The following is an 18,248-nucleotide window of genomic DNA, read 5'->3' as shown; positions in this document are numbered from 1 at the left end:
AGGGGTGTCCGATAGCCGGACACCCCTTCTCTCTTTCTTATTATGAACAGGCTCCCAACGATTAGCCTTACGATCAAGTTAGCATCGGGCTTTCAGCGCAGTCAAGTTTACGCAACGTCGCACACGAGCGCCTCTCACTTATAACTCAATCAACCTGTATTTACTAGCCCAGCAGCAACCCCGTTGATCGTCAGTAACACTTCTGTTACTAATTCATCAGAAGGTTGATCTGTTGTTCTTAATTTATTGATTAATTCAACTTGTAAAAAGCTCAACGGGTCAACATAAGGATTTCTCCGATGGACGGAGTCTCGAATATTCGGGCTATGCGACATTAGTTCTTCATTTCCAGAAATCGTCAAGAGTGCTTCTTTCGTACGGTTATATTCACCCACGATGTCTGTAAAAATCCGATCAGCAATCGTTTGATCTGTCACTAACGTCAAATATTCTTTTGCTGTCGTCATATCAGCTTTCATTAATGCCATTTGCAAATTATTAATTGTTGATTGGAAAAATGGCCATTGCTTGTACATCGTTTGCAGCATCTCAACGTTTGCTTGCCCTTGGTCAATAAACGTTTGCAAGCCTGATCCAGCCGCATACCACGCCGGTAACATATGACGCGATTGCGTCCATGCAAACACCCAAGGAATTGCTCGTAGGTCTTCAAATCTTTCACTGTTTTTCCTGCTCATTGGTCGTGAACCAATATTTAATGCTCCGATTTCCTTTAATGGCGTAGCTTGATTAAAGTATGTTAAAAAGTCTGGGTCACCAAAAACAAGTGATTGGTATTTTTGCAAGGAGTATCCGGAAATTTCCTCCATCGCATTTTCCCATTCTTTTTCACGGTAATGAGTATCTCCAGGCATGGATGATACTCTTGCACATGCTTCAAACAATGCTGAGGAAGCTTGCTCTAAATTACGAAAAGCAATGTCCTCAAGTAAGTAGCGTGAAGATAATACCTCACCTTGCTCGGTTATTTTCACCCCATCACCAAGTGTCTCAACAGGCTGTGAAAGAATGCTCGTATTTAACGAACCGCCCCCACGCCCTAATGAGCCGCCACGGCCATGGAAAAATTTAAGATGGATATGATATTCCTTCGCCATATTATGAATTTCTTGTTGTGCTTTAAAGAGCTTCCAATTGGCAGTTAACGTGCCTCCATCTTTACTTCCATCCGAATAACCAAGCATGATTTCCTGATGGTTCCCCCGCTCCTTAAGGTGATTATAATAAACATCCAATTCAAATAAAGTTCTCATAATCTCCGGACCGGCCACTAAATCATCGATCGTTTCTAACAATGGAGCAACGTTTAAATCACTTTCTACTCTGCCATCAGAATGCAATCGATAAATGCCCGCTTCTTTCGCTAGCAAAAGTACTTCCAATAAATCGCTAGGAGACTGGGTCATACTAATTAAATACACTTGGATTGACCGCTTACCAAACTCCGCATGCGCCTCTTTAATGAGTTTAAACACTTTCAACACTTTTTGCGTTTCTTGTGAGTATCCTTCTTCAAAAAATAAAAGTGGTCTAGGATCTCTAAGTAATTTCGCTAATAAATTACATTTCTCTTCTTCAGAAAGCATGGAATAGTTTTCAGTAATATTTACTGCTTGTAAAATTTCCCTTACTGCTGTTTCATGTTCCCCACTATGGTTTCTAATATCTAACGTCGCAAGATGGAATCCAAATAATTGCACTTGACGGATTAATTTGCGGATTGCCTTTAATTTTTTCTGTGCAGGTAAATGATTTTCAGCGCAATCTTTAATTTGTGTAAGATCGGCTAATAATTGTTCTGCTCGTTGATAGCCAAGCTCTGATTTACCTACTTCACGCAGTCTTTTCAAAATGATGGCAAATTTGCGACGATAGTACTCTGATTCCACTTGCCACATTTCTGCTTCTTCTAAATATAATTGTTCCTCACGTTCTACCGAGTCGATTAGTTCTTCACTCATCGTAATTCGGCTCGTTGATTGGCTAAATCGTTTCATTAATTCAATGATCGATTCCTCATATTTTTTTAAGACAAGTTCACGTTGCAATTTCAACGTTTCCCAAGTAATTTCAGGCGTTACATTCGGGTTCCCATCCCGGTCTCCCCCAATCCATGATCCGAAGTGAAGAAAATTTGGAACATCCCAGTCATGGTCAGGGAAATAATCGTGAAGATGAAATTCTAATTCTTGGTGGACGGATGGGAGCGTATCAAATAAAGTTTGATCGAAATAATATAATCCATTTCTTACTTCATCCAATACTTGAGGCTTGCGATGTCTTAATTCATCCGTTTGCCATAATGTAGCTACTTCATTAAATAAACTTTCCTCTAAATCTTTCAATTCCTTTCGTGTGACAAGCGGGTTATTACATTTTTGCAATAACGTTGAAATTCGTTTTTGCGCTTCTAATACCGTTCGCTTTGTTGCCTCTGTTGGATGAGCGGTAATAATTAATTCAATTGATAGTTGATCTAAAACATCTTGAATCGCATCGTTTGATAATTCATACTCTTTTACTTTGGCAACTGCTTGTTCAAGTGAATAAGCTTGTCCTACCTTTTCCTCAAGTTGATACTGTCGTCTGCGGTTAATTCGATAGTTTTGCTCAGCGATATTAATCAAATGAAAATAAATCGAGAAAGCTCGGATCACTTGCTGACGTGTTGGTGGCTGTAAATGTTTAATTTCTTCTTTTAATTTATTATACGTTTCCTCATTATACTCTTTGCGGATACTTTTCGTCATTTCTCTAATTGTTTCGACTTTATTGAAAAGTTCGAGTCCACCATGGTGAACTAATATTTCTCCGAGAATATTACCGAGTCTCTTTACATCATTTCGCAACGATGCACTCGTATCGATGTGATTGATCATCCTGTTACCTCCAATTTCCCCTTACTGTCAAAAATACAACAGTTTAACCCTGAGCGTGGGAAAAACTGTCTTCATCCAGTAGAAATATGTATAACTACAAAGTACAATGAATTTTATCAAATTCGAACGATAGTATCAATTAATTTGGTATTTTTATTATTATAACATGGATTGCTTAAAAGTTTCGAACAGAAAATTTGTTAATTTGGTAGATTGCCGTTGTTAAAGGTATCCTTAAATGAAAAAAACTACCCCTAAGGGCAGCTCTTTTTCAGTCTTTTTTAGTAATTACTTATAGTTTAACAACGTTTTCCGCTTGTGGTCCACGTTGACCTTCAACGATTTCAAATTCAACTTGTTGTCCTTCATCAAGCGTTTTGTAGCCATCTCCTTGAATAGCGCTGAAATGAACGAATACATCATTTCCGCCTTCAACTTCGATAAAGCCAAATCCTTTTTCACTGTTAAACCATTTTACTGTTCCTGTTGCCATGAGTAAAACCTCCAAAAATTTTTTAATATGTTACTCATATTTACGGTGTAAATAAAAATTCACATATTATAAGCAATATCCACATTTTGGAGTAGATATTCATTATAATATACAAATACTATATATACCGAAAGCCCTTCCGCTTTACAAATAGATTACTACTGTCAATTCATTCCTATCATACATGAGAAAATAATAAAAAGCAATGATAGGAATAAAAAATTTAAGCGTTATCATTGCCTTCATTTCAATATTTCCTACCTTTTATAGCATTATAACACGCATGGAAAAAATTTCAACTTTTTTATGCTTTTTTCGTTTGCCGTTTTTTAGCTGTCGGTTGTTGTTTTCGGGCAGCCGGCTTTTTCTTCGTCTCTGGTTTTGTTTTATCAATTGAGGCTTGTAGCGCTGCCATTAAATCGTTGACTGGTGTTACTTGTTTCTGCTCCTTCACCTCAATAAGCCCTTTTCCGGTTTTCTTTGCGTCAATTAATCGCAGCAATTCTGTTCGATATTCATCATTATATTTTTCCGGCGCAAACTCAGTCGTTAACTGATCAATAAGTAAAATGGCTGTATCAATCTCTTTTTTGGACACTTCATCGGCTTGCGGGATATTCGGTACATCCGTCGTTTTTCGAACTTCATCTGGGTAATGAATCGTTTCCATAAGTAAGACGCCATTATACACGCGAATAACTGCAAGCTGTTCTTTTGAACGAATCATAATTTTGGCGATCCCCGCCTTTTCTGAATCAATCAGTGCTTTTCGCAAAAGGCTATAAGCTTTTACATTTGCACCATCTGGAGACATATAATAACTCCGATTAAAGTAAATCGGGTCGATTTCACTTAATTTAATAAAATCAATGATTTCAACTGCTTTATTTTCTCTAGCTACACCAAGCTCCTTTAAATCATCCTCTTCGATAATAACGAACTTTCCTTTTTCAATTTCATATCCCTTTACGATTTCTTTCATGTCTAATTCCTGCTCACAAGAAGGACAAATTTTCTCATACTTAATCGGCGTATGACATTTTTTATGAAGTGAACGGAATTTCACGTCCTTATCCTCAGTCGCTGCATGTAATTTAATAGGAATATTAACTAAACCGAAGCTAATGCTTCCCTTCCACATTGTATGCATACATCCCACCCTTTCTTTTTTATATAGCATTTGCAACTTGCCATTAGACTCATTCATGGTAATTTTTTAAAATTGAATGGTTACAATAAAAATGATTAAGAAAGGATGTCATTTCATGAAACCAATGTTAACTACATTGACGATGGAACTGCCGACAACAAATGATTGGCTTTATGAAATTAAATATGATGGTTTTCGAGCAATTTTAATTTGGGATCATGGCCAAATTATACTATCAAGTCGAAATGGCAAAGACTTGCTTCCTCTTTTTCCCGAATTACAAATCTACCTTCAAGAACATGTCGAACAAGTGAAACCGTATTTGCCGCTTACGCTCGACGGAGAGCTCGTCATTTTACATAATGATTTCAAAGCGAATTTCCAACAAATTCAAGTAAGAGGAAGAATGCGATCTCAAGCGAAAATAATGAATAAAGCGGCTATCCAGCCTTGTACATTTCTTGCCTTTGACCTTTTACGCCTAAATGGGCAAAGTTTGATGCCTCATCCATTTATAAAAAGAAAAGAAAAACTATTGCAGTTATTTACGGATATATCCTTCCTTTTACAGCCTACAAAAGAAGCGGCTGCTCGAATTCAATTGATTCCAACTTATGATCATCTAGCGAAAATAAAAGAAATAATGAAGATTTATGATAGTGAAGGAATTGTCGCTAAGCGAAAATCGAGTAAATGGGAGGAAGGTAAACGAACAAACAATTGGTTGAAATACAAAAACTGGAAGTCTATAACTTGCTTTATAACGGGTTATGATGAAAACAATCGTTATTTTCATGTTGGAGTGTATGATGGGCAACAAATAAAAGCCATCGGTTTGTTTACAAACGGATTAGACAAAGAAACGAGAAAAGCCCTCCTACACATTATTCAACAAAATTATGTACAAAGGAGTGAAAGCTTTTTCAGCATTCAACCGGCAATATGTCTTGAGCTATATTTTCTCGAGTTAGATGGCGAGCAAATGCGAGAGCCATACTTTCATACCCTTCGTCTCGATCTAACTCCTGATCAATGCACTTGGACCAATCTACAAGTCGCCGATGCCTCTTTCCCATCCATCGTGCCGATTTCGAACAGCGAAAAATTATTATGGGAGAATGGTTCCGTAACGAAACTAGATTATTTGCGCTATTTACGTAAAGCAAGCTTTGCAATGCTGCCTTATTTAACCGATCGGGCACTTACGGTGATCCGCGCTCCACACGGTGTTTTCGGTGAAAGCTTTTATCAAAAAAACCGACCAGAAACATCCCCTAGTTATGTAAAAGGATGGCTGGTCGACGGAATTGATTACATTGTTTGCAACGATTTGCAAACGCTCATTTGGCTTGGCAACCAACTGGCGATTGAATTTCATATCCCTTTTCAAACGATTCAAAGTCAATTTGTGAGCGAAATCGTCTTTGATCTTGATCCACCATCAAGGGCGGAGTTTTATCTTGCCGTTAAGGCCGCATTATTATTAAAGGAAGCTTTGGATAAACTGCAGCTTACCTCTTTCGTGAAGCTGTCTGGGAACAAAGGGATGCAAGTATACATTCCTCTTCCAGAACGCACATTCACCTGGGAAGAAACCGGGCTTTTTACACAATTGATCGCCACATTTCTGATCACGGCAGATCCAAGCTCATTTACGACTGAAAGATTGAAGAAAAATCGCGGAAAAAAATTGTATATTGATTTCATACAGCACAGAAAAGGCAAAACGATCATTGCTCCTTATTCCGTTCGAATAAATAATGAAGGATCTGTTGCTGCTCCGCTCTTTTGGGATGAAGTAAACGAACAATTACATCCGGAACACTTTACGATCGCCACTGTTTTAGACCGGTTGAATGAGCGTACCGATCCATTCCAGCAGTTTTTCCTTTGCAAAGCAGAGCAACCATTTGCCACGATCATTGCCGAGCTGCAAAATCAAAGTAATAATCATTAACATAAGGAAAGTAAACAAAAGCATATATATTTTTCATCCTCTGATAGATGTTTGGCAAAACGAACGACTGGAGTATTAGGCTGAAATATTAATTGCATTCGAACAGGCATCATCCCTTTTTTAATCGTCATCATTGGCCGCTCATCTTTTGTAAATATAAAGTCGGCATATTTTTTCTTTATTAAAAATGTGCTTGTACCAAGAATCAGTTCCTTCTGCCTTTGTTTTTTCATTGTCATAATGAAGGGCAATTCCTTCTCACGCAAATAAATCATGCCATGATCGGCGTAAATATGAATATAGACTCCGGTTGAAATTCCCATTTTATCAAGGCGATATATCACTCGGGGTCTTCCGGCTCTGCTTCCTTTCTCTCGCAATCGTTTGTCTTTCCCTTTTACTTTTACGATCGAGAAGTGACAAATACCGTCGAAAGAATAGACATCAAACAATGTATGTGAGGATGTTGAATCTAATAATATATATGTCACCTGCTTATCGTCTGGTACATTCATATAGCTTAATGTCATTGTTACCTCTTGCCACTTGTGTGCAAAGTATATATATTTTATAAAAAAATAGACTAAGCATAAAAAAACAAAAAAACCCGCTACATTTGCAGGAATGAAATACATCATCTTCATAGATGGAAGGATAATCATAATAAAAACGAGGGAAAATAAAATGAGCTGATGAATATATAATCGTGTCATCCGAGAATAATAGTTTTTAATGTTCATACCCTTCCCCCTTACCTAACGAAGTATCCAATACATAATATGAACAATCCGTTTCTTTTATACTTTTTATTTCGATTGAACAATACTTATCTCACTCATTCCCGCCAAATTATTTTTTATATTACAATTGAAAACATAGTATATTTATTGTAAAAGAAGGAGTGAGTGATTTTGGAAGTGAAACTTGCAGAAGTATCGGATGCATCACTGATTCACGACTTAATGATTAAGGCGTTTATGGAATATAAAGATGCAACGCCGCCTTCAAGTGCTCTAGAGGAAACGGTTGAATCAATATCAACGGCTTTAAAAGAAAATGAGAAGGGTCTAATCGCCTATGTTGATGAAAAACCAGTGGGAATGGTTCGGTTTCAATTCGTTGACAAAGGACTTTATTTTTATCGTTTGTCAGTGATCCCAGAAAAACAAGGAAAAGGCATTGCAAAAAAAATATTAACTTCTCTCGAAAATTATGCAAAAAATCAAAGGATTCCCGCCTTGCTTTGTAAAGTTCGTTTGACTGTCCCGAAAAACATTCAATTATATCGTTCAATTGGATATACAATTGATAATGAGGAAGTAATACATAGAGGAAACGATATACATATAAAAGTTGTATCTATGAGAAAAAAGATCCGATAGTGTTGCGGACAAAACGTAGAAAAGGATAGATAACCAGGTTCATCCCCTGTTGATCTATCCTTTTCTTACTTCTACACATTATTTAATCAATCTAAAAATAAATGGAATGCGGTATATTTGGCCATCATACGCTTTAATTGCTCCGATAATCGTAAAAATAAATGCCAATAGGCCAACGATCGGCAATAAAACAAATCCGATTAACAATAACACAAGAATACCAGAAATAATGCCATAAACAGTGTAAGAAATTAAAAAATTTAAATACTCCTTGCCATGAAAGTCAATTAAAGGGGATTCATCTTTCTTAAGAAGCCAAATGAGTAAGGGTCCAATCACCGTTGTCAAAAAGCTTGAAATATAAATGGCGGCCGCAAGAGTTCTTTCTGTATTATTGTCCATAAAAATCTCCTCCTTTTTTCTTATTTATCTATACGTTATTACGTACTAGATAGTTTCATACTTGTCGATTATTGTATAAATTTTTTTTCATTTTCCTATTTGCAAACCGACATTTTTTATGTATGATGTCATTAGAATTATTCTACATTTAAATACAACTCATAATTGAGGGAAGGCAAATGGTGCGCCACCAGTCCTTGGGCTGGTTCTAGTGGGTTCGATTCCCACCCCGAAATTTTTTATACAACACTAAAAAATTTCGAGGGTAGAAACGAATCTACGGGACTACCCTGCCCAGGAGGGGGATTCCAATGTTAAAAAAACGTGAATTAAACGGGCCTGAATGCCATGCATTATTTGAATTAATGGCGCACCCAGATGTCTTCCCTTTCGTAAGACAAAAAGCATATTCGTATGAAGAGTTTTTATTTATTACTAAACAGACAATTGAGGCCGAAGAACGCGGGGAATTAATTTCCCGAACGATTCTTGATGAATGGGGCAATCCAATTGGCACAATCAATCTTTATGATATTAAGGATCATGCAGGTTTTCTTGGCACGTGGATCGGTAAGCCGTATCATGGAAAAGGCTTTAATTCACTTGCAAAAGATGCGTTTTTCAAAGAGCTATTTTTCGAACAGCAAATTGAAACGATTTATATGAGGATTCGTTATGAAAATCTTCGTTCCCGGCGAGCTGCTGAAAAGCTTCCATACGCTGTACTTGCCAACCAAACACGCCCTGCTATTTATGAAGAGCTTAATAATGGTCAGCATATATATGAATTATATGAGGTGCCTCGGGACTTGTTTACAATGAATTATATTCGTCAATCTTCTGATATGGAAGAGTTACAATCACTTGAAGCATAATATATGAAACACACTCGATTTGGAGTGTGTTTTTGTTTTTCTTCCACTAAAAGTTTACATAATAATATTATCGTATATATCGAGCGATTAATCTCATCTTCATTCTTCTAAATATGATATAATTCTATCGATTAAAATGACATAAAGATGGAGATAGACATGAGACAAACATATCATTTACGAGAAAGACTTCAACAGTTATGGGTGATTCTTATTCCTTTATTAATTACTCAGCTTGCGTTGTTCATGATGACGTTTTTCGACATTATGATGACGGGACGATTTTCGTCTGATCATTTGGCCGGAGTAGCTGTTGGATCATCATTATGGGTCCCCATCTCGACGGGACTAAGCGGGATTTTACTAGCGATTACTCCGATCGTTGGCCATTTAATCGGAGCACGGAAAAAACAAGATGTTCCCATTTCAGTTATCCAAGGGGTATTTGTTGCAATTACAATGGCAATCATCATTATTATTATAGGAGCGTTCATTTTAAATCCTGTTTTAGATTCGATGAATTTAGAGGACAATGTGAGACATGTTGCGAAGCATTACTTAATTTATTTATCTTTTGGGATTATTCCACTCTTTGTATACAATGTTTTGCGCGCCTTCATCGATGCACTTGGAAAAACAAGAGTGACAATGATCGTTACGCTGACGTCATTACCGATTCATTTTGTATTAAATTATATCTTTATATTTGGGAAATTAGGTTTGCCTGCATTAGGTGGGATTGGCGCAGGTATTGCTTCAGCGATTACGTACTGGATTATTACGTTAATCGCCATTTGGATCATTCATAAAAAAGCACCGTTTAGAGATTTTGGCATTTTTAAAACGAGAGCCCGTATTCACCTGCAAAAATGGAAAGAAATATTTTCACTCGGTCTGCCGATTGGGCTGTCGATTTTTATCGAGACAAGTATTTTCTCTGCTGTAACATTATTTATGAGTACATTTGGAACAAACGTTATTGCCGCACATCAAGCTGCCCTTAATTTCGCATCCCTGCTTTATATGATACCGTTAAGTATTTCAATGGCTTTAACGATACTCATTGGATATGAGGTTGGAGCGGGTCGACATAAAGATGCCCGTTCTTATAGCTGGATTGGGGTTATGAGTGGTGTAAGCTTGTCACTTTTAATGGGAATACTTCTTTTTATTTATCGAATCGAAGTTGCGCATATTTATAGTGATGATCTCGAAGTCGTCAAATTAACGTCTCAGTTTTTACTTTTCGCTGTATTTTTCCAATTATCCGATGCGGTCCAAGCTCCGATTCAAGGGGCTTTGCGTGGATATAAAGATGTAAATGTGACATTTATAATGGCCTTAATTTCATTTTGGATCATTGGCTTACCAGTAGGGTTCGTACTCGCTAATTATACGGAACTTGGTCCGTATGGATACTGGCTTGGACTTATCATCGGTTTAGCTGTTGGAGCGATCACTCTCTCCCTCCGTTTACGATTCATTCAGAAAAAATATATTGCAGCAATAAAAAACGAACAGGTGTGAAAACCTGTTCGTTTTTCATTTTCATATTATTTTCCGATAAATTGTTGTGTCCAGTAATTGCCGTTTGCCACATAGCCTATTCCGATATGAGTGAAGTTTGTGCTTAGAATGTTTGCTCGGTGACCTGAGCTATTCATCCATGCATTCACAACTTCTTCTGGTGTACGTTGGCCCATCGCAATATTTTCACCTGCTGAACGATACGTAATTCCAAATTTTTTCATCATATCAAATGGCGATCCGTAAGTCGGGCTATTATGATCAAAGTATTTATTTACAGACATATCTCGAGATTTTTCACGAGCTACTTTACTTAATTCAAGATCAATTTTTAATGGTGCTAACCCATTTTTTGCTCTTTCTTGGTTTGTTAACTCAAAAACCTGTTGCTCAAACGCACTTAATTGTGAGTTTGTTTGTTCTGCTGGCTTTTGCTCAGTAGGCTGTGGAGAAGCAGGTTTTTGTGCTTGCTGTTCTACCGGTTGTGTTGGTGCCGGTTTTTCCGTTGGCGTTGGTGCTGGTACTGGTTTTTCTACTGGCTTTTGCACCGGTTGTTGTTGCACTGGTTTTTGCGTTTGTACTTCTTGCTTTTCAGGTGCAAGCTGATACTTTGTATTCCAATTGACAGCGTCTTTCAAATTGATATTTAATTGTTTAAGGACCGTTTCATACCAATCATTTGATAGCTTGCTAGCATCTATTTGATAATATACGACCTTTGTTTGAATCGGTTTTATTTCAGCCGCATCAGCTTTTCCAGCGAATGGTGCAGCTAAGATTGCTGCTGCCGCAGCAGTAGTAACGATCATTTTTTTCATTTGTATTTCCTCCCCGAAAACTCGTTTTCTCTCTTGCAAAAACATCTTATCATATGTTTTTTGTAATATTTGCGGAAGGAAATGCCAGATTACTAGAATTAAAATTTACAACTCTATTTTTCAATTAAGAATATGAAAAAAACAGCCTTTTCTCCCTCTTTCATTCCGTGGCTTTCATTGGTCACTTTTCCATTTTTATGGTGCTATTACCAGTAACTGCTATGAATTACATATTGACAGTTTTTAGATCGAGCCTTTTTTATTACGTATGTTACAGCAATGTGTCAATTATAATTTTTCGTTACGTTCATACATCATATTTTTTTCCATTTTGGTTATCCTATTTATATACAATTGATAGCGGAGGTTGATATGATGAGTGCACCATATTGTTGTCCAAACTGTAAAACAAATCGTTCACGGTTTAATATTATTGAACAAATCGCACATGCGGTTAGATTGGACCCACAAACGGGAGAAACGATTGAGAGATTCGATGCAGTCAGTGATGCAGGTCCTTTGCAGGCTGCTTATAATGGACCTGCAAGAAGAATACAATGTGGTTCTTGCGGATTAGTGGAAGATGAAAAAACATTTATTAAGTTTGGCGAAAACTACAAAAGAATGTAATAAAAGAATAAACCTTTAGAAACAAAAAAGTATACTCCCCTTTAAAATAAGGAGAGTATACTTTTTATTTTGTTAAAATTTCAACCGCTTTTTTTACTTGTGGATCATTTTCTTTCCAATAGTCCCGAATTTTTTCCATTAATGTTAGCGTCGTTTCACCTTGAATCGTCCCTGTCGTCTCAAGTTCGACACTCTTCTGAAATTCTTCGACCGCTTTTACTGTTTCTTCATCATAATGTGTATCAACAGTTCCTGGATTAAAGCCTAAAATATTCAACATTTCTTCTGCTGATTTTACTTCATTAGCAATCGTATCTTGCTTTAATTCCTTTTCTGGATCAATATACGTAATCTCCGAATAAGCTGGCAAGGTTTCTACATAGTCAGGCTCGATTCCTTTTTCGTGAATCCAATTTCCTTTCGGTGTAAGCCATTTTGCCATCGTATATTTTATATTTGAGGCATCTGTAAATTCTTTCGTTGTTTGAACGGTTCCTTTTCCAAATGACTTTTCGCCAATGAGCTGAACATTTGCTGATTCCTTTACAGCTGCTGCTAAAATCTCTGAAGCACTTGCACTCCCCCCGTCAATCAGCATCACGGTTGGAACTGTAATCTTCTTACCATCTTTTGCGACATACTCTTGTTTTGTCCCATCTTTATATTCCACTTGGAATAAAATTTTCCCTTTAGGTACGAACAGATTTGAAATCGTAATCGCCTGATCGAGCAAGCCACCCGGGTTTTGGCGAACATCTAAAATAAGCGACTTCATTCCTTTACTTTCCATTTCATTTAGAGCGCTTGTAAGATCTTTATCTGTATGCCGTGAAAAACTTGTAATTTGTATTTTTGCAACTCCATCTTCGAGCATTTCAGCATAAACTGTATTGATTGGGATTTCATCACGAGTAATCGTCAAATTGATCGGTTCATCGCTTCCATCCCTCTGAATAACTAAATTTACTGTCGTACCCTTTTTCCCTCTTATGAGGAGAACGGCTTCATTTGCACTCATCCCTTGCAGGTCTTTATCATCAACTTTCATGATTTTATCCTTTGGTTTAATTCCTGCACGTTCTGCTGGTGTTCCTTTAATAGGAGAGACAACGACAATATTTCCAGCTAACTCCTGAATTTCCGCACCGATGCCTTGAAAGGATGATGAAATGCTTTCTTCAAACTGCTTTGCCTCATCCTTTGTCATATAATCTGAATAAGGATCTTCCAGTGCTTTCATCATCCCATCGATTGCACCATCCAGCAATGCCGCTTGATTCACATCTTGAAAATAGCTCTTTTTTAGTTCGTCGTATGCATTATACAGCTTTGTAAATTCCTTGCGTTCTTGTACACCTACATTAACCGCTTTTTCATCACCAAATGCTAATGCTACTAATGTAATACCAGCGGTGGAAAACACGAGTAAAAATAGTAACATGACAAATGTAAACTTTTTCATTCGTATATACCGATTATTTTCCGACGGACCGTTCGTATCTTTATGATCATTATTTTCTACCATTCCATTCACCACTTTCATTCCCCGCAGAGATGCAACCCTCTGATTCTCTATTTAATTACCGACCACTATATTTTATCAGTTTTTCAGCTAATGGGAAAGAGCTACGTGTCTTTCAAGAAGCGCAGTCGTATTACTTAGAAAGAAATCGAAGAAATAGCCAATTTTTCCGAACAATGACGTATCTACATAATTTTGTTCATATCTTGCTGAACTTTCCCAAAAGTTCCTCTAAAAATTTGGAACATCCGCCGCAGGCTTAATTTGAATTGGAGCTCCCTCTATTACAGCATCCAGCCTATGACTTATAGATGGGGAGGACTTGAGCAAAAAGATGGCCAATCTGCATCAAGAAGAAAAACTCCCATCTCGGGAGTTTTATAGTTTTTTCACTTCTTGAAAAAATTCTTCCAATGTCCAACCATGTTCATAAATCCAGCCAGCTACTTTTTCTCCTACGTAACGAAAATGCCACGGCTCGTACTGATATTCCGTAATATCTTCTTTTTCTTGCGGATACCTAAGAATAAAGCCATAACGATGAGCATTTTCTTTCAACCACTGACCTTCGGCTGTTTCACCAAATTGTTCAGATAATAAAAATTGTGCACTTTGACTAGAGATATCCATAGCCAGCCCTGTTTGGTGCTCACTTTTACCAGGATATGCGACCGCTTGAAGCGCTTGTTCTTCGCCGACTCTTGCAATTTCTGCGTCAAAAACTGCTTTTTGTCGCTCGTAAGAACGATAGCCTGATACAGCGAATAGATAGATGCCTTCACTTTCCGCTGCCTCAAACATGTTCTCAAGTGCTTCAGCTGCATCTTTCCTTAAATAACTTTTCTCAATATCTTGATCACCAAATGAAAATTCAACATTCGGACGAACCAAATCCTCAGGTTCATACGTTTCCGGCAAAGCAAATATTTTATTGACAAGTGCCATCACATTATCTGGATTTTTAATTTCAGTAATACCGTTAACTTCATGTGTATCATTAAAATATGCTGCTTCAATCGCGATTTCATTTTCCACTTCTTCATTCTTTTCCTCTGATTGGATCGGCTCTTCCTCTGGAACTTGCTCAACCTCATGATTTTGCTCTTGTTCTTCGGTCGGAGCATTTGGCTGTTTTTTAAATGTTAAAAAGTCTGGCACTGTACAACCAGCTAAGAAGATCGCCATCACCATCATTGTTAATCCTTTTTTCACTTTCTTTTCACTACTCCTCAAATACAACGAATCGCGTTCGTTTTACTTGATCGAAGCATCCAATGCTACTTCAATCATTTCATTAAATGTCGTTTGTCGCTCTTCAGCTGTTGTTTCTTCCCCTGTGATAATATGATCACTAACCGTTAAAACAGAAAGAGCCTTTCTTCCAAACTTCGCTGCCAATGTGTATAAAGCCGCTGTTTCCATTTCAATTGCCAATATGCCATACTGAGCCCATTTTTCATGTTCCGCATGGTCATTATAGAACGTGTCTGCTGTAAACACATTGCCGACTTTTAAGTTTAGCCCTTTTTCAACGCCAACATCATACGCATTTTTTAAAAGTTCAAAAGAAGCTGTCGGCGCATAATCTATCGCACCAAACGTAATTCGATTCATTTGAGAGTCTGTCGATGCAGTCATTGCCAAAATGACATCACGAACTTTTACATCCTTTTGAATGGCGCCGCACGTTCCAACACGAATTAAGTTTTGCACGTCATAGCTTTGAATTAATTCGTTGACATAAATTGAAATCGAAGGAACACCCATCCCAGTACCCTGAACTGAAATTCTATGACCTTTATATTCACCGGTAAAACCGAGCATATTTCTCACTTTATTATAACATTTTACATTTTCTAGAAATGTTTCCGCAATATATTGTGCACGTAATGGATCACCGGGCAATAAAATCGTTTCTGCAATTTCATGTTTCTCTGCTTCAATATGTACGCTCATGTATATTCCTCCTAAATTTCATCACATCCGTCTTTCATTTTAAATGTTTCTTGTAATGGATGCAAATTCCGAAGGCGAGGCTTTTGAAGTGTTCTTCACTAAAAACATTCTCATAGCTCAAAAGAAAAAGGGGCTATCACAGAAAGTCAGTTTTCACCTACTTTCTGGACAGCCCCAACCGTTTGGGACAATTTTAATATTCTTCTGCCTCTTCATCAATGATTCTTTTTTCAATCAAATAATCAAAAGTAATATCCGCCAATACATCTGCTTCATCTTCCGTTACATGAAAGCCCCTTCTCAATAACTCTTCATAGAAGAATTCAGAGATTTCTTCCGTGTCAATGAATACTTCTAGATCCCCCATTATGGTCTCCCCTTTCATGAAGTTGCTTTTCACTAGCGAATATTACAAACGAGTCATTTATCTTCTGATTCCTTATATAGTTCCCACACATCATCAAAAATGGTCATCGATGACAAATAATGGCCATTTAATTCTAAATACTGTGTGAGTTGGTGATAGTCGACTGAATTTTTAGGAAAGCCGTGATCTTCATACGCAGCATTTGCAAATTCACTGATTTCGTCTTTTTCAATCGCGTGACGATATTTCATTAAAAAATGATAAAAAGATTTCTTCAACAGTACACAACCGCCTTTCTTCATTGTCCTATGTGCTAATATAGCGGATTGCGCGGGCGGCGTAAATTGAAAAAATTACATTTCATTAAAATTTTTTCTTCCTTCATTGTATGCACATAAAAAGCATTCATGCTTCACGAATCAATTTATATACATAACAAGCCCCTGAATCTCTTCAGGGGCTGTTGTATCAGCGAAATTTATTTAGGGAAGCACCAGCAAGCACCGATGATAATCAACAAAATAAATAGAACGACGATGAGAGCAAAGCTATTTCTGCCTCCCACGCCACATCCAGCTCCATATCCATAAGTTGGATAGCTTTCATAACAGCATCCATCATAATACATAAAATTCACTCCTCATTCTAATTTTCTATTCGCTGTTATTCTATGTATATGATGGATGGGCGGTATGTGCGATTGCCCATTTATAGAAAAATCGCCCGAAAATGCGGACGTTTATTTCATCGTTACTTCTATAATCGCTGTTTCACCAGCCGTTACTTTTCCTAAAGGTTGCTTTTCTAATGAAGCTACATCATCGCCATTTGTAATGATGATCGGCGTAATCGTACTTGCAGCTTTTTCAGTGACGAGTGCAAAATCAAATTCAACAAGTGTATCACCCGTCTTCACTTTATCGCCTTCCTTAACAAAGGTTGTAAAACCTTCACCCTTCATGCCAACCGTTTCTAAGCCAATATGAAGTAATATTTCCGCCCCATTATTTGCTTTAATGCCAACCGCATGTTTTGTTGGAAAGACTTGAATGATCTCCCCTTCAACAGGCGAAACAACCTTTCCAGCTTCAGGACGAATCGCGATTCCATCCCCCATCATTTTTTGTGAAAATACGGGATCAGGTACATCACTTAAATCAATTAGTTCTCCTGTCAATGGCGCTGTAATCGTTACTGATTTTGGTGCTGTTTCTTTTTTACCGAATAGTTTTTTAAACATTATTTTATGCCTTCCTTCTTTTCATTAATAATATAACAATGAAGTGTCATTGTTCAAATAACTTATTATATTCCCCATAGCCTTCCTCTTCAAGCTTGTTTTTAGGAATGAACCGTAATGCCGCAGAATTGATGCAATATCTTAAATGCGAAGGGCCAGGACCATCAGGAAACACATGTCCCAAATGTGAATCAGCTTGCTTACTTCTTACTTCTGTTCGCACCATCCCGTGGCTTCTATCCATTTTTTCTACGATTTCCTCTTCGTAAATCGGCTTTGTAAAGCTCGGCCAGCCACAGCCAGCATCATATTTATCCCGTGAACTAAATAACGGTTTACCAGAAATAATATCAACATAAATACCGTCTACCTCAAGATCCCAGTATTCGTTTTGGAATGGTGGCTCTGTTCCGTTATTTTGCGTCACATTGTATTGCATCGGTGTTAGTCTTTGTTTCAATCCATCATTATTCATTCGAATCCCTCCAATGTGTTTGAATAAAGTTGGCACGACCGGATCCAGTTTGATATGCACCATATCGTTCAGGATTTTTCCGATAAAAATGTTGATGATATTGCTCAGCAGGATAAAATGGTTTCGCTTTCTCGATAGGAACGACAATCGGAGCATTAAATCTTTTGCTTTCATCTAATTCCTTTTTGGACTTTTCCGCAAGCTGCTTTTGCTGCTCATTATGATAGAAGATTACAGGACGATACGATTCTCCTCGGTCGTAAAATTGGCCAGTCGCATCGGTTGGATCAATTTGCATCCAATATATTTGCAATAGTTTCTCATAAGGAAAAACGGATGGATCAAACGTAATTTGAACCGCTTCTGTATGTCCCGTCATCCCTGAGCAAACTTCTTCATACGTTGGATTCTCGGTCGTTCCACCAGTATAGCCTGATATAACCGATTCAATGCCGGGTTGCTCATCAAATGGTTTGACCATACACCAAAAACAACCGCCAGCAAACGTTGCTAATTGTACATTTTCCATTTCCTCAGCTCCTTATTCAATCCAC

20 protein-coding genes are annotated in these 18,248 nt (G+C 37.5%); 5 read left to right on the top strand and 15 right to left on the bottom strand.

Annotated elements, in window-relative coordinates:
- Positions 1–149: 149 nt before the first annotated feature.
- From ppc to ku, 3 genes are all read right to left on the bottom strand, one after another.
- Positions 150–2,900, bottom strand: coding sequence for a phosphoenolpyruvate carboxylase (ppc, locus tag KHA95_RS17495; protein ID WP_213138847.1), 2,751 nt, complete (start codon positions 2,898–2,900; stop codon positions 150–152).
- A gap of 292 nt (positions 2,901–3,192) precedes the next feature.
- Positions 3,193–3,393 carry a cold-shock protein CspD gene (gene cspD, locus KHA95_RS17490; protein WP_213138846.1) on the bottom strand — a complete coding sequence of 67 codons (201 nt, stop codon included), beginning with the start codon at positions 3,391–3,393 and terminating at the stop codon, positions 3,193–3,195.
- A gap of 304 nt (positions 3,394–3,697) precedes the next feature.
- Positions 3,698–4,543, bottom strand: coding sequence for a non-homologous end joining protein Ku (gene ku / locus KHA95_RS17485; RefSeq protein WP_213138845.1), 846 nt, complete (start codon positions 4,541–4,543; stop codon positions 3,698–3,700).
- A gap of 115 nt (positions 4,544–4,658) precedes the next feature.
- Between ku and KHA95_RS17480 the strand changes: the two genes are divergently transcribed.
- On the top strand, positions 4,659–6,500 hold the full coding sequence (locus KHA95_RS17480) for a DNA ligase D (protein WP_213138844.1): 1,842 nt from the start codon (positions 4,659–4,661) through the stop codon (positions 6,498–6,500).
- Here KHA95_RS17480 and KHA95_RS17475 read toward each other — a convergent pair.
- Positions 6,497–7,240 carry a hypothetical protein gene (locus tag KHA95_RS17475; protein ID WP_213138843.1) on the bottom strand — a complete coding sequence of 248 codons (744 nt, stop codon included), beginning with the start codon at positions 7,238–7,240 and terminating at the stop codon, positions 6,497–6,499. The two genes, KHA95_RS17480 and KHA95_RS17475, sit on opposite strands and share 4 nt — an antisense overlap.
- Before the next feature lie 165 nt (positions 7,241–7,405).
- Here KHA95_RS17475 and KHA95_RS17470 point away from each other — a divergent pair, with 165 nt between their 5' ends.
- Positions 7,406–7,882, top strand: coding sequence for a GNAT family N-acetyltransferase (locus KHA95_RS17470; RefSeq protein ID WP_349305499.1), 477 nt, complete (start codon positions 7,406–7,408; stop codon positions 7,880–7,882).
- Positions 7,883–7,960: 78 nt separating this feature from the next.
- Here the strand turns inward: KHA95_RS17470 and KHA95_RS17465 are convergent, their stop codons facing one another.
- Positions 7,961–8,284 (bottom strand): DUF4870 domain-containing protein, encoded by a 324-nt coding sequence (locus KHA95_RS17465; RefSeq protein WP_213138841.1) that lies wholly within the window; start codon positions 8,282–8,284, stop codon positions 7,961–7,963.
- Between the two features lie 311 nt (positions 8,285–8,595).
- On the opposite strand from KHA95_RS17465, the gene KHA95_RS17460 reads away from it, so the two are divergent.
- Entirely contained in the window at positions 8,596–9,159 is a 564-nt protein-coding gene (locus tag KHA95_RS17460) for a GNAT family N-acetyltransferase (protein ID WP_213138840.1), read from the top strand.
- A gap of 159 nt (positions 9,160–9,318) precedes the next feature.
- Positions 9,319–10,686 (top strand): MATE family efflux transporter, encoded by a 1,368-nt coding sequence (locus KHA95_RS17455; RefSeq protein ID WP_213138839.1) that lies wholly within the window; start codon positions 9,319–9,321, stop codon positions 10,684–10,686.
- A gap of 26 nt (positions 10,687–10,712) precedes the next feature.
- On the opposite strand, the gene KHA95_RS17450 is transcribed toward KHA95_RS17455, so the two are convergent.
- Positions 10,713–11,504 (bottom strand): CAP domain-containing protein, encoded by a 792-nt coding sequence (locus tag KHA95_RS17450; RefSeq protein WP_213138838.1) that lies wholly within the window; start codon positions 11,502–11,504, stop codon positions 10,713–10,715.
- Positions 11,505–11,879: 375 nt separating this feature from the next.
- On the opposite strand from KHA95_RS17450, the gene KHA95_RS17445 reads away from it, so the two are divergent.
- Entirely contained in the window at positions 11,880–12,134 is a 255-nt protein-coding gene (locus KHA95_RS17445) for a DNA alkylation repair protein (RefSeq protein WP_213138837.1), read from the top strand.
- 64 nt (positions 12,135–12,198) lie between these two features.
- Here KHA95_RS17445 and KHA95_RS17440 read toward each other — a convergent pair whose 3' ends face one another.
- From KHA95_RS17440 to msrA, 9 genes are all read right to left on the bottom strand, one after another.
- Positions 12,199–13,659: a lmo1851 family serine protease gene (locus KHA95_RS17440; RefSeq protein ID WP_213138836.1), complete on the bottom strand. Its 1,461-nt coding sequence runs from the start codon at positions 13,657–13,659 to the stop codon at positions 12,199–12,201.
- Positions 13,660–14,034: 375 nt separating this feature from the next.
- Entirely contained in the window at positions 14,035–14,889 is an 855-nt protein-coding gene (locus KHA95_RS17435) for a M15 family metallopeptidase (protein WP_481748456.1), read from the bottom strand.
- A gap of 21 nt (positions 14,890–14,910) precedes the next feature.
- A complete protein-coding gene (gene deoD, locus KHA95_RS17430; RefSeq protein WP_213138834.1) occupies positions 14,911–15,612 on the bottom strand; it encodes a purine-nucleoside phosphorylase in 702 nt (233 codons plus the stop codon).
- A 193-nt stretch (positions 15,613–15,805) separates the two neighbouring features.
- Positions 15,806–15,979, bottom strand: coding sequence for a YozD family protein (locus KHA95_RS17425; RefSeq protein WP_213138833.1), 174 nt, complete (start codon positions 15,977–15,979; stop codon positions 15,806–15,808).
- 53 nt (positions 15,980–16,032) lie between these two features.
- Positions 16,033–16,257: a YozE family protein gene (locus tag KHA95_RS17420; protein WP_249317034.1), complete on the bottom strand. Its 225-nt coding sequence runs from the start codon at positions 16,255–16,257 to the stop codon at positions 16,033–16,035.
- A gap of 200 nt (positions 16,258–16,457) precedes the next feature.
- On the bottom strand, positions 16,458–16,607 hold the full coding sequence (locus tag KHA95_RS17415) for a YjcZ family sporulation protein (protein ID WP_213138831.1): 150 nt from the start codon (positions 16,605–16,607) through the stop codon (positions 16,458–16,460).
- A gap of 111 nt (positions 16,608–16,718) precedes the next feature.
- Positions 16,719–17,219: a PTS sugar transporter subunit IIA gene (locus KHA95_RS17410; RefSeq protein ID WP_213138830.1), complete on the bottom strand. Its 501-nt coding sequence runs from the start codon at positions 17,217–17,219 to the stop codon at positions 16,719–16,721.
- Between the two features lie 46 nt (positions 17,220–17,265).
- Positions 17,266–17,694 (bottom strand): peptide-methionine (R)-S-oxide reductase MsrB, encoded by a 429-nt coding sequence (gene msrB / locus KHA95_RS17405; protein ID WP_213138829.1) that lies wholly within the window; start codon positions 17,692–17,694, stop codon positions 17,266–17,268.
- On the bottom strand, positions 17,687–18,223 hold the full coding sequence (gene msrA / locus KHA95_RS17400; RefSeq protein ID WP_213138828.1) for a peptide-methionine (S)-S-oxide reductase MsrA: 537 nt from the start codon (positions 18,221–18,223) through the stop codon (positions 17,687–17,689). The genes msrB and msrA overlap by 8 nt, the downstream gene beginning before the upstream one ends.
- Positions 18,224–18,248 lie beyond the last annotated feature (25 nt).

It is taken from the genome of Bacillus sp. FJAT-50079, from assembly GCF_018343515.1.
Classification (GTDB): domain Bacteria; phylum Bacillota; class Bacilli; order Bacillales; family Bacillaceae_C; genus Lederbergia.
This window is presented reverse-complemented; position numbering and strand designations above follow the sequence as displayed.

Bases quoted from the DNA above. Each gene is read 5' to 3' on its own strand.
- ppc (WP_213138847.1), bottom strand. From the start codon at position 2,900: ATGATCAATCACATCGATACGAGTGCATCGTTGCGAAATGATGTAAAG.
- cspD (WP_213138846.1), bottom strand. From the start codon at position 3,393: ATGGCAACAGGAACAGTAAAATGGTTTAACAGTGAAAAAGGATTTGGC.
- ku (WP_213138845.1), bottom strand. From the start codon at position 4,543: ATGCATACAATGTGGAAGGGAAGCATTAGCTTCGGTTTAGTTAATATT.
- KHA95_RS17480 (WP_213138844.1), top strand. From the start codon at position 4,659: ATGAAACCAATGTTAACTACATTGACGATGGAACTGCCGACAACAAAT.
- KHA95_RS17475 (WP_213138843.1), bottom strand. From the start codon at position 7,240: ATGAACATTAAAAACTATTATTCTCGGATGACACGATTATATATTCAT.
- KHA95_RS17465 (WP_213138841.1), bottom strand. From the start codon at position 8,284: ATGGACAATAATACAGAAAGAACTCTTGCGGCCGCCATTTATATTTCA.
- KHA95_RS17460 (WP_213138840.1), top strand. From the start codon at position 8,596: ATGTTAAAAAAACGTGAATTAAACGGGCCTGAATGCCATGCATTATTT.
- KHA95_RS17455 (WP_213138839.1), top strand. From the start codon at position 9,319: ATGAGACAAACATATCATTTACGAGAAAGACTTCAACAGTTATGGGTG.
- KHA95_RS17450 (WP_213138838.1), bottom strand. From the start codon at position 11,504: ATGAAAAAAATGATCGTTACTACTGCTGCGGCAGCAGCAATCTTAGCT.
- KHA95_RS17445 (WP_213138837.1), top strand. From the start codon at position 11,880: ATGAGTGCACCATATTGTTGTCCAAACTGTAAAACAAATCGTTCACGG.
- KHA95_RS17440 (WP_213138836.1), bottom strand. From the start codon at position 13,659: ATGGTAGAAAATAATGATCATAAAGATACGAACGGTCCGTCGGAAAAT.
- deoD (WP_213138834.1), bottom strand. From the start codon at position 15,612: ATGAGCGTACATATTGAAGCAGAGAAACATGAAATTGCAGAAACGATT.
- KHA95_RS17425 (WP_213138833.1), bottom strand. From the start codon at position 15,979: ATGGGGGATCTAGAAGTATTCATTGACACGGAAGAAATCTCTGAATTC.
- KHA95_RS17415 (WP_213138831.1), bottom strand. From the start codon at position 16,607: ATGTATTATGATGGATGCTGTTATGAAAGCTATCCAACTTATGGATAT.
- KHA95_RS17410 (WP_213138830.1), bottom strand. From the start codon at position 17,219: ATGTTTAAAAAACTATTCGGTAAAAAAGAAACAGCACCAAAATCAGTA.
- msrB (WP_213138829.1), bottom strand. From the start codon at position 17,694: ATGAATAATGATGGATTGAAACAAAGACTAACACCGATGCAATACAAT.
- msrA (WP_213138828.1), bottom strand. From the start codon at position 18,223: ATGGAAAATGTACAATTAGCAACGTTTGCTGGCGGTTGTTTTTGGTGT.